Origin of the sequence: Mycoplasma sp. HU2014 (assembly GCF_001199495.1) — a bacterium.
Taxonomy (GTDB): domain Bacteria; phylum Bacillota_I; class Bacilli_A; order Mycoplasmatales; family Mycoplasmataceae; genus Mycoplasma.
Genome location: NZ_LFYS01000008.1, coordinates 1 through 11,500, shown reverse-complemented (window position 1 = coordinate 11,500; position 11,500 = coordinate 1). Strand labels below are relative to the sequence as shown.

Here is an 11,500-nt window from a genome sequence, read left to right as displayed (position 1 = left end):
AAAAAGTTCACAAAAATGCAGGGTTCTCAATAATAGTTTCAAACGTTGATTCTGATTTAGAATTTATACTTACTCAATACAAGAAAAGAGATCTTGTTGAAAAAGCATTTTCAACTGTTAAGACCACTTTTGATTTAAATAAATTTAATGTTCAAGATAGATTGGTTTTAGAATCAAAAATGTTTATTTCATTTTTAGCATTGATTGTTAGATCATATTTCAGTTATTGTATGAAAGAATTTTTAGCTGAAAATGGTCATCATACAGTGAATACATTGTTTAGTGAATTATCAAAAATGGAGTTAGCAAAATTCAATAAAACATATGTAAGTTCTTATGGTTTAAGCAAGACTCAAAAAATAATTTTATCTGCATTAAAAATAACCGAAAAAGATGTAAATCAATGCACGAAAGATATTAATAAAAACCTAAACTAGTCACACGAACGTGAAAAGTTCAGGTTATCACACTCTTTTAGAAGTTTTAAAAAAATAACAGTTGACTTATAAATTTAGGTTTATAAGTTTAAACTGTTATTTTTATGCTTAAAGTGGGAAACGTAGGAAAAATTGTAGAACAAAAAAGCACAGTTATTGTGGCAATAAATTACATTATTGCTTTTATAGCATTAGTTTTATCTTCTGTTGCTATATCAAAATATAATAGTCCAGGATTTGGAGATTTATTATCAAATAATCTTCCAGCAACACTTAGAGATTTAACTTATTCAGGATTAGTATTCTCATTAAATGCATCAGGAATGACAGGTTATTTATACTCAAAATGAAAATAGTAGATAAAATGTTCTAATAGAACATTTTTCTTTTAATAATGTATAGTTTTATATAGTAAGTAGATATCTAATTTGCTTGAGAAATATTCATTTAATGTTATATAATTATTATTGGATAAGGGTGCTGTAAAAGGCTGAGATTATACCTATTAGCAGATCATGATAATGCATGCGTGGCTAGGACTTTTATAAGGTTGATCTTTTGTACTTTACACGAGATCAACCTTTTTTGCCCTTATAACAAGGAGGAAATATGAAGACAAATAAATTAAAAATGATGTTGGCTATGGCTGGAGCAGTAACTACTGGATCAATTGTCCCATTCGCTGTTTCATGTACCAAAACATCAGGATGACAAGAAATAATTACAATTAAAAATGCATGAGTTAATGAAGGTTTTTTAAATACAAATTTAGAAGAAACTTTTCTTCAAACTTTAGAAGATAAATTCGAAAGTTTTAAAAATAAAGATGACTCACTTAAAAATTTTAAAAAAGTAAAATTTAAAATAGGTATAGATGGTGATAAAAAAGGTTATTTAAGTAAATTAGAAAAAGATACTGAAGGTGATGATGTATTTATTACTAACTATTCATATTATTTAAATGGATTATTTATTCAAGATACAGATGAAGTTAAATCTGATTTACCTTTCCAATTAGTTTCTCAAGCAAGTACATTAAGATTTACTTGACAAGATAATGTAAATGAAATGTATAACAACAAACTTAATGGAAATAAAAATGACAAAATAGTAGCAGATGCTATGAAAAATAATCAAAAATGAATTGTTGAAACAGGAAAAGAATATCCTGAGTGAAATACAATTGAAAAAACAAAAGATAATCCAAATGGTACTTTAATTTTTGATGGTTCTAAATATACAAATTTCTATGAAAAAGATAAACTTACATATGTATATCGTGGAGCTATTTTGATTTCAGGTAAAAAAGCAGAACGTCATAAAATAACTGAACAATGAAATAATAAAGATTTTGAAGGTTTTATAGCAAATGGTATTGTTTATGAAAAAGATTCAAGTGGAGGAAGCTTTAAATATCAAGCCGCTTTAATAGCACGTCATTTTGGTAAAGATTTAACAGAAGTTACCAAAATTTTAAAAGGTGAAGTTGAAAAATACAAAAAACACATTTTTAAAGGAGTAAGTGCTGCTAAACAATTAGGTAAAGAAGTAACAGTTGGATCTGAAAAAGTAGTTCCAAAAATTGGTTTTGATGATGAAGGTGCTTACAACTGAACTAAATCAGATCCAACTAAATCTAAATATCAACCAAAAGGATTTGAAAAAGATAAAAATGTTAAAGAATCAAATTATGATAATGATGTTGTAAGAACATTAACATTTACAAACCCAGCTGGATATGATGTTGTTTTAGCTAGAAAAGGATTAATGACTAAACAAGTTGAACTTCTATCTAAAGCATTAACTTCATTATCATTAGAAGAAAACACATACGGAATTTACACAGGTTACAATAAATTCCAAAACTTAACAAAAGAAATGTTTAATAATTTTATTAAATTACAGGCTCAAGCAGAAACAACAAAAGATTTAGTAACTAAAATTGATGAAGCTAAACTTTAAAAGTGAATAAAATAATCGATTTAAAAAATATAACTGTTTGTTATAACAATAACAAAGAACCAGTTTTAGATAACATAAATTTAGAAATTAATAAAAATGAATTTATTGCTATAATTGGTCCTAGTGGAGTTGGAAAAAGTACTTTATTTAAAGTTATTATTAACTCATTAAAACCAATTAAAGGAAAAGCTAAAGTTTTAAACCAAGACTTACTAAAATTAAGTAAAAAACAAAAAAACCAAATGTTATCAAAAATTGGTTTTTTAACGCAAAAGCCTAATTTGATAAATACTGAAAATGTTTACAACAACATAACAAGATCAATATCCCAGTATAAAAACATTTTTTATAGAATTTTTAATATCCTTTCTAAAGAACAAAAAATAAATATTTTTACTAAACTTGATGAATTAAAAATACTTGATAAAGCTTTTTATAAAGTAAGCGAATTAAGTGGCGGTCAACAACAAAGAGTTGAAATAGCTAAATTATTAGTTAAAAATGTAGAACTTATTTTAGCTGATGAACCTACATCTAATTTAGATCACCAAACAAGTTTAGAAGTAATCACATTATTAAAACAAATAGCTAAAGAAAAAACAGTTTTAGTAAATATTCATGATTTAAGCTTAATTAAAAATAACTTTGATAGAGTTATTGCAATCAATAATAAAACTATAGTTTTAGATAAAAAAACAGAAGAGATTCAAGAATGAGAACTAAAAGAGATAATAAAAAACAAACAGTAATAAAGCAATCAAATTTATTTAAATATAGATATATAAATTTTGATAATAACACAACTACTTCATGAAAATTTCATAGTATTTATTATCATATTTTTGCTTTTATTTTAATAGCTATTGTAGCATGAGCTTTTTATACTCATTCAAGTGGTATTAGATTTTATAATTTTAATAAAACCTTTAAGCAAATATTAAATATACTTTCTTTTGGTAATAAAAATTTTGAAACTGCTGGTCGAGCTAGTGGTGAGTATACAAATTTATTTGTTGACTCATTAAAATATTTATGAATAACAATTAAATTTGCTTTAGTTGGAACTTTTATAGGATTTCTATTTGCTTTAGTTACTGCATATTTTTCATTTGCAAAAACAACTAATAAAATAACATCAACATTATTAAGTTTTATAATTTTATTTTTAAGATCTATTCCTGAACTAGTGTTTATTAAATTAATTACAGGTTCGGTTAGAAATGAATTTAGTTTATTGTTTGTTTATATTTGATTTACTTGGTTGTGGCTTCACAAGTATTATTTTGAAATGCTAAATTCAATAGATCTAGAATGATATATAAATTCTATAAATCATGGTAATAGTAAAACTAGAGCATTTTTTAAAGAAATTTATCCTAGAATAAAAAATAGAATTGTTGCTTTATTTATATTTTCTTTTGAATCAAATATTAGATGAGCTTCAATATTAGGTGCACTTTCATTACCTGGGATAGGAAAATTGATTTATTATGCTTCTCAAACAGCATCTAATTTTGATCAACTAGCAGTACCTCTAACAGTTTTAATGGTATTTATTTTAATATTAGAACTTTTAAATTACTTATTTAAAAAACATTTAGTTGAAGCAAAAACAAAAGTTATTAAACAAAGAAATGAAACAAAAATACAATATTACAATCGTCTAACAAAAAAAGTCAATTTCAATAAGTGAATAATCGTATCAATATTTTTATTTGTATTTATTGTTTCAATTTATACATTATCAACAACACAACTTTCTTTATTTGATTTAAGTTCATTAAAAGAGTTTTTAAGAGATTTTTTCAATCCAGATTTCTCTAAATTTAGTTTCTTAACAAAAGATGCTAATTTCAATCCAATATTATTGTTTTGAAATTCATTTTCATTTAGTTTAGCTGCTATATCATTATGTTTTATACTAACTCTATTTTTAATAAGAGTTCAGTGTTTATCATTAAATAACAGAATCAAAGTAATGGTATTTAGATCAATAAACGTTTTTATAAGACTAATTCCTACAATTGTTTATTATTATGTATTTTTATCTATTTTTGAAAATGATTTAACTTTACTTATAATAGCTATAGTGTTACATCAATCTTCAAGTCAAACAAAACAATTAGTTGAAGTTATAGATAATCTAGATCAAGAAATAATAAAGAATTTGAAAATGCAAGGTTACAGCAATAATCAAATATTTATTAGATATGTTCTACCTTCTATTAAAGTTGAATATATTTCATTATTAACATTTTATTTTGAATTAATTTTTAGAAGTTCTATAACTTATTCAATATTAACTCAAGGAAGATTATTGATTGGAACTAATATAGATCGTTATTTAGATCCAAAATTTAATGACGGTATTAGAACAGCTTTAGCTTATGTTTGATTAAGTACATTTTATATAATCTTTATCAATTTAATTTCTAAATTAATTATCAAAACAATTAAAAAATAAGATTAAACAAATCATTTATGATTTGTTTTTTGTTTATGTAAGACAATATCTTTCAGTCTATATTTAAGATAAAATAATAAGAGATTAAAGAGGTGCTTTAATGAAAACGAAACCTATTTCTAGAAATGAAATATTTGCCGAAGAAATTGCTTTAATAAATCAAGAAACTAAACAAGCATGTCATGATGGAAAATATTCTGATTATATAGAAGATGTTATTAGTAAGTTAAAAGAAATTGATAATCAGTTTTTTTCTAATGTTTTATCAATGACTAGTAAAGAGTTTGAAGAAAGTAAATTTTATCTAGGTAAAAGTGCATCTGATGAAGCAATTAATCAAGAAATTATTGAAAATATTAAATCTCAAATGTATATTTTAAAAAATTTAAATATTCAAGACGTATTAGATAAAAAACAAAAAATTCAAACTAACTTTTTAGATGATGATAAATATTATTTTTCTAATTTAAAAGATCTTCATCATAATACTTATTTAAAATTAGAACAAAATACAAATAAATATAAAAATCTAGAACTAGTTGAAAATAATTTTTCAAAAATAACTAAAGCATCAATAAGTAAAAATTTAAATCAAGAACCAAGTAAAACAACTGATAATATTTCAAAAAAATCAATTAGTGAATTAATTAAAGAATGTAAAGAGATTAACTTAAAAAAACTAAACGATTTAGATAGAAAAAAACAGATCTATCAAATAAAATTTAGATGATTTTCAATATTATCACCAATTTTTGTATTGATTATGGTTATTTCAATTATCTTACCTATTTACGTTTAGAAAGGAATTAATATGAAGAAATTAATTGTTGCTGTTGATGGAACTAGTGGAAGTGGAAAATCAGCTACATTTAAAAAAATAGCTGATATTGTTAATTACCAATTTATTGATACTGGTTTAATGTATCGTGCTTTAACTTGATTTTGTTTAGATCAAAAAATAGATCATACTGATGAAAAACAAGTTATAGAATTATTAGATAAATTTGATTATAAAGTAGATAAAACTGATATTTTTGTTAATGATGTTAATGTTACAAATTTACTTCAAAACAATGAAATAATTAACATAATAAATTACATAACTCCAATTAAAGAAGTTAGAGAATTTATGGTTAAAAAACAACGTGAAATGGTTAAAAATGGTGGATATATTGAAATAGGAAGAGATATTACAAGTGTAGTTTTACCTAACGCTGATTTAAAAATATATTTAGATTCATCAATCGAATCAAGAGCCCAACGTCGATATCTACAAAACATTAAAAATAATATTATTGGTAAAACTTATGATGAAATTAAAAGTGATTTAGAAAAAAGAGATCACACTGATAAAACTAGATCAACTGGACCTTTAGTTTTAGTTGATGATGCCTGATATATAGATAATTCAAACTTAACTATTGATCAAGTTGTAGAATTAGTAGTAAATAAAATTAGAAAATTAGAAAGAGAATAAAAATGAAAAAAGGTGTTGTAGCAATTGTAGGTAGACCTAATGTAGGTAAATCAAGTTTATTTAATAGAATGATTAGAGAAAAGAAATCTATTGTTGAAGACACTCCAGGTGTAACAAGAGATAGAATTTATGGTAATGCTGAATGATTAACTAGAGAATTTATAGTTATTGATACTGGAGGTATTACTTTAAAAGACGAACAATTTACTAAAGAAATTAAAGTTCAAGCTGAAATTGCAATGCAAGAAGCTGATGTAATTGTTTTTGTTTTAGATTCTCAACAAGGAATTACTAATGAAGATAAAATTATAGCTAAAATGTTATATAAAACTAAAAAACCTGTTGTTTTAGTAGCAAATAAATACGATAAAAAACAAACTGGAGTTGAAAGTTATGAGTATTTAAGTTTAGGTTTTGATCAAGCTGTGATGGTTTCTTCAACTCATGGTATTGGAATTGGAGATCTATTAGATAGAGTAATTAATTTAATGCCTAAAAATGATTCAAATATTAAAGATGAATCTACTAGAATTGCAATTATAGGACGACCTAATGTAGGAAAATCTAGTTTAGTTAACTCACTAGTTGGTGAAGAAAGAATGATTGTAAGTGATATTGCAGGAACAACACTCGATGCTGTTGATACTAAGTTTAAATATCACCATAAAGAATATACTTTAATTGATACTGCTGGAATTAGAAGAAAATCTAAAATATATGATGGTATTGAAAAGTATAGTTATTTAAGATCTTTATCAACTATTAATAGTAGTGATGTTGTTTTATTAATGATCGATGCATCAAAAAGCATAACTGATCAAGATACAAATATTGGTGGACTAGCTTTTGAAGAAAAAAAACCAATTATTATTGTTGCTAATAAATGAGATCTAGTTAAGAACAAAGAAGAACAATTATTAAAAAAAGAAGAAGAAATCAGAGCTTATTTTAAATATTTACAATATGCAAAAATTATTTTTATTTCAGCATTAGATAAAACTAGAATCAATAAAATTATTGATTCAATTGAAGAAATTAAAGAATCATTATCAACTAAAATTAAAACTCATGTTTTAAATGAAGTTTTAAATAGAGCTCAATTAATTAATCCAGCTCCAGAACATAACGGTGGAAGATTAAAAATTTATTATGCTAATCAAGTTGATGCTTATCTGCCTACTTTTGTTTTATTTGTTAATAATCCAAGCTTTGTTCATTTTTCATACAAGCGTTTTATAGAAAATCAAATTAGATTACAATTTGGTTTTGAAGGTGTACCAATTAATATAATTTTTAGAGAAAGAAAATAATTATGAGTAAAAATATAACTATCATTGGTAGTGATGATTATACAACTAGTTTAGCTAATGTTTTAGCAGATAATCACCATAAAGTGGTAATTTATACAAATGATGAAGAAATTGCTGATCAAATTAACTATGAACATAAAAATTCAAAATTTTTAAACGCTCTAAAAATTAATCAAAACATAAAAGCTACAGATTGTATAGTAGCTAGTTTAGAAAACTGTGAAGTATTAGTTTTAGCTAGTAAAAAGGATCAAAATTTAATTCAAGATATTATAAATTATTCTAAAAGAAAAATGATAATTGTTGATGCTTATCCATACTTAAAAGATGATCTAACTTCATCATCAAAAGATATTATAGATATTTTTAATGCTAATGATATTTTAAAAGATTATGCAGTTATTTGAGGTTCTAATATATCAAGTGAACTAGTTAAAAAACACCCAACTTCTTTTATGGTATGTTCAAATGAAATTCGATCAGCTGAAGTTGTTGCTAATATCTTTGAAAATGAATATTTTAATTGTTCAATTTCACAAAACATATTAAGTTGTGAAGTTGCAAATAGTTTTAGTAAAGTTTTTTCACTTTGTGGAGGAATTTTAACTGGATTAGAGTGTGGTAAAAATACACTTTCAAGTTTATTTACTATAATAATTCAATCAATTGATGAACTTATGAAAAACTTTAATATTTATTCAAGTGATAGTTTATTAAATTTTGCAACACTTTCAAGTTTTTTAAAAAGTTATTATGATAATGAATCTTTAGAATTTAAATTAGGTTTAATGATAACAAAGCATAATGACACACAAAAAGCTATCGAAGAATTAAATTACAACATACAAGATTTGAATATATTAATAAATGTTGAAAAAATGTGTAAAACTATTAAAAAACCCCTTACTTTCTTTATATTATTAAATAAAATTTTATATAATAATAACAGGCCAATATCACTTTTAAATAAAGTTTTTACAGCCTTTAAACTATAAAAAATGTTTAATTTAAATAGAAAGAATGGATTGATAATATGACAAAAAAAGATTTAATCGATGAAATTATTATTAATGAAAACATTTCAAAAGTAGATGCTGAAAAAGTTGTTAATAGACTATTTGAAGCGATTTCAAATCACTTAGCAAGTGGAGAAGAAGTTTCAGTTGCTGGATTTGGTAAATTCTCAATTTCTGAAAGAGTAGAACGTGAAGGAATTAACCCATCAACAGGAGAGAAAATTAAAATCTCTGCTTCAAAATCAGCTAAATTTAAACCAGCTAAACAATTAAAAGAATCATTGAATGTATAAAATAAAAAAATAATTTAAAAACGGTTGGAAAACTAAACCGTTTTTATTAAACTCTATTTTATAAGAGGTGAGATAATGATTGAACAACTACTAGAAAAAGGTATAGTTTCTAAGAAAAAACTTTTATTAGAATACTATAAAAAAATTAACTTAACAGATAATCAGTTGTTGATTGTTTTAATGATCATGCATATAAATGATCAAACTAGAAAAATGGTAACACCTACTCTTTTAAGTCAATATATCAATATGAATGTTGATGATATAGAAAATGAATTACAAGGTCTTGTTGATAATGATTTAATTGATATAAAACCTAGATACATCGATTTTAGTAAGTTGTTTGAAAAATTATCAAAAACTGCTGATAATTTTTATAAAATTCAAGATAATAAAGAATTTTTAGATTCAATAGATCAAAAACTTAACTTTAAACTTAATGAAGAAGAAAAACTAAATATTTTAACTTTAACTAATCAAGAGATCGCTAAAAAACAGTTATTAGAAATTGTTAGCAAAAATCAATTTAATGATTTTGAATCACTAATAAAAGAAATTAATACATTTTTAAATTCATATTCACTAATTACTAATGAGCTTAGCAAATTTGATTGATTAGATGATTAAAATGTTTTACATAATCTAGTTTTAATGAACTAGTTAAAAACAATTCTATACAATTTTTAACAATTCACTGTCTTGGAATTGTTTTTTTATATTTTCTTGTATAGTTTTTTAATTGCTTGTAAGTTATTAAATAAAAATCATCATAACTAGAAAAATATAAAATAATAAAAGCTAAACCTTTTTGAAGTTCTACTAATTCTAATTTGTTTTGCTGATTTTTTCTAAGTGCATTAAAATTAAAAGAATCTTTAGAAGTTTCTTTAGCATCAAATTCAAAATAAACTGAATTATAAACTCCAATATAATCACAATTAAAATTATCTTTAAAAGTAGCATTTGTAATCATTTTATTTTTAATATTGATTAAGTTAATGTTTGTTGGTATTTTTGTAACAACACAAATTTGCTCATTTAAATACTTTTGATTAGTTATATTTAAAATAGTTTCTAGATATTGTCCTTTATTTTTTAATGGATACATATTTTCACCTCTATTAAAGTATTAGGAAATGATACAATAAATTTATTAGGGAGAAATAAAATGTCAAAAAAATTTACTATTAGTCAAATTCAAAATAAAAAATTTAATATAGTTTACAAAGGTTATAAAGCTGAAGAAGTTAACGATTTTTTAGATGAAATAATTTCTGATTATATGTATTTTGAACAAAAAATTCATGATTTAAAAAATGAGTTAGATGTTGCAAATGAAAAATTAGAAAATATTTCAAATAAAAACGATGCTATTTTAGTTGAAATTCAAGAATATCGTAAACAAAACTGAGATTTAATGAAAAACACTTTTGGAGATGCTGATATTATTAAAAGAATTTCAAGAATTGAAAATAGCTTAGTTGAAAATGAACAAAGACTTAAAAAGATAGATGAAATCTATGCTTTATTGGCTAATAAAAAGTAAAGTTGAGTATATGTTTTAAATCTCAAATTATTGTTGTACAATAAATTTGAGATTTTATTTGTCAATCGCTGTATCTGAAAGATGATATAGAGGAAACTCCACGCTTGCACAGCCTGTGATGGTTGTAGTGATTATGCTAGACGAATAAATAAGTCTAGGCAGTATATTTTACTGACGGCATAACTAAGCTAAGGTGAAAGCTATGCAACAGTTATGAAGTGCCACAGAGACGAGTATAGGGAAACCTTGAAATGGAACGCGGTAAACCCCATAAGCAAGAAACTCAAATTTTGGTAGAGGAATCTAGTTAAGAGAAACAGAATCAAAATTAGAAGCAGAAATGCTAGATAGATGATTGACACTAGTAATAGTACAGAACGTGGGTTATAAATAGAGTCTCATCATATTTTTAATGTTTTAAAAAATTCCCAATTTTGGACACTATATAATTTTAATAATTTACTAAAAAATTCTTATTTTCGTCCATTAAATACATTAAAATATCTAAAAAATTAAATTTTCTTAAATCTAGAGCTAAAAAAGCTCTATTTTTTGTTCCAATTTTATTTAAAAAAAGTTTAAAAAATTAAAAATAGGTGGTAAAATAAATATATATGTATAGTGTTTAACACATAAAAAGGGAGATATAAAAATGGCCATTCCTAAAGACATATTAGAAATTCCAAGACCATCTAGTACCAGAGTAAAAGCAACCACAAAAGAAGCTGTTTATAATGTTATAAAAAGAACATCAATAAGAAAAAATGGAAAAATTATTCCTGTTGAAAAAGGAGTTATTGGGAAGATTATCAATGGTGTTTATCAAAGTATTGAAAAACAAACATATGAAGTAGACGTTAAATCATATGGTCTTTTTGCACTAAATGAAAAATTAAACAATCATATCTTTAGAGAACTTTTAAATTTTTATGATTTTGAAGATGCTAGAAAATTATATGTTATAGCTTCTTTAAGAACTATGTTTTCAGATATTA

13 protein-coding genes, 1 other RNA gene and 1 pseudogene are annotated in these 11,500 nt (G+C 23.7%); 14 read left to right on the top strand and 1 reads right to left on the bottom strand.

All coding sequences use genetic code 4. From position 1 onward, the window contains the following. The 11 genes from AB668_RS05640 to AB668_RS00485 form a co-directional block, all read left to right on the top strand. A partial coding sequence (locus tag AB668_RS05640; protein ID WP_082160311.1) for a hypothetical protein occupies window positions 1-437 on the top strand: 437 nt, incomplete at its 5' end. Between the two features lie 104 nt (window positions 438-541). Continuing rightward, window positions 542-793 carry a TIGR04554 family membrane protein gene (locus AB668_RS00530; RefSeq protein ID WP_050517168.1) on the top strand — a complete coding sequence of 84 codons (252 nt, stop codon included), beginning with the start codon at window positions 542-544 and terminating at the stop codon, window positions 791-793. 253 nt (window positions 794-1,046) lie between these two features. Continuing rightward, entirely contained in the window at window positions 1,047-2,399 is a 1,353-nt protein-coding gene (gene cypl, locus AB668_RS00525; RefSeq protein ID WP_050517167.1) for an ABC transporter thiamine pyrophosphate-binding lipoprotein p37/Cypl, read from the top strand. Window positions 2,400-2,401: 2 nt separating this feature from the next. Next, complete coding sequence (locus AB668_RS00520; RefSeq protein WP_050517166.1) at window positions 2,402-3,148, top strand: phosphonate ABC transporter ATP-binding protein; 747 nt, start codon at window positions 2,402-2,404, stop codon at window positions 3,146-3,148. Beyond that, window positions 3,112-4,863 carry a PhnE/PtxC family ABC transporter permease gene (locus AB668_RS00515; RefSeq protein ID WP_050517165.1) on the top strand — a complete coding sequence of 584 codons (1,752 nt, stop codon included), beginning with the start codon at window positions 3,112-3,114 and terminating at the stop codon, window positions 4,861-4,863. The genes AB668_RS00520 and AB668_RS00515 overlap by 37 nt, the downstream gene beginning before the upstream one ends. A 100-nt stretch (window positions 4,864-4,963) precedes the next feature. Then, window positions 4,964-5,662, top strand: a complete 699-nt coding sequence (locus AB668_RS00510; RefSeq protein WP_050517164.1) for a hypothetical protein — start codon at window positions 4,964-4,966, stop codon at window positions 5,660-5,662. Between the two features lie 12 nt (window positions 5,663-5,674). After that, window positions 5,675-6,340, top strand: a complete 666-nt coding sequence (cmk, locus tag AB668_RS00505) for a (d)CMP kinase (RefSeq protein WP_050517163.1) — start codon at window positions 5,675-5,677, stop codon at window positions 6,338-6,340. A gap of 2 nt (window positions 6,341-6,342) precedes the next feature. After that, window positions 6,343-7,650, top strand: a complete 1,308-nt coding sequence (der, locus tag AB668_RS00500; RefSeq protein ID WP_050517162.1) for a ribosome biogenesis GTPase Der — start codon at window positions 6,343-6,345, stop codon at window positions 7,648-7,650. A 2-nt stretch (window positions 7,651-7,652) separates the two neighbouring features. Next, on the top strand, window positions 7,653-8,645 hold the full coding sequence (locus AB668_RS00495) for a hypothetical protein (RefSeq protein ID WP_050517161.1): 993 nt from the start codon (window positions 7,653-7,655) through the stop codon (window positions 8,643-8,645). A gap of 38 nt (window positions 8,646-8,683) precedes the next feature. Beyond that, the gene (locus tag AB668_RS00490; protein ID WP_050517160.1) at window positions 8,684-8,959 is read left to right on the top strand and encodes an HU family DNA-binding protein; all 276 of its coding nucleotides are present in this window, start codon (window positions 8,684-8,686) and stop codon (window positions 8,957-8,959) included. Between the two features lie 75 nt (window positions 8,960-9,034). Next, window positions 9,035-9,586, top strand: a complete 552-nt coding sequence (locus tag AB668_RS00485) for a DnaD family protein (protein ID WP_050517159.1) — start codon at window positions 9,035-9,037, stop codon at window positions 9,584-9,586. Here the strand turns inward: AB668_RS00485 and AB668_RS00480 are convergent. Further along, entirely contained in the window at window positions 9,558-10,067 is a 510-nt protein-coding gene (locus AB668_RS00480) for a Holliday junction resolvase RecU (RefSeq protein WP_050517158.1), read from the bottom strand. The genes AB668_RS00485 and AB668_RS00480 overlap by 29 nt on opposite strands. Window positions 10,068-10,127: 60 nt before the next feature. Here AB668_RS00480 and AB668_RS00475 point away from each other — a divergent pair, with 60 nt between their 5' ends. From AB668_RS00475 to AB668_RS00470, 3 genes and pseudogenes are all read left to right on the top strand, one after another. After that, window positions 10,128-10,505: a DivIVA domain-containing protein gene (locus AB668_RS00475; RefSeq protein WP_050517157.1), complete on the top strand. Its 378-nt coding sequence runs from the start codon at window positions 10,128-10,130 to the stop codon at window positions 10,503-10,505. Between the two features lie 53 nt (window positions 10,506-10,558). Next, window positions 10,559-10,897, top strand: an RNA gene (gene rnpB / locus AB668_RS05225) — RNase P RNA component class B. A gap of 260 nt (window positions 10,898-11,157) precedes the next feature. Next, window positions 11,158-11,500 (top strand): annotated as a pseudogene (locus tag AB668_RS00470) (IS1634 family transposase); the annotation flags it as partial.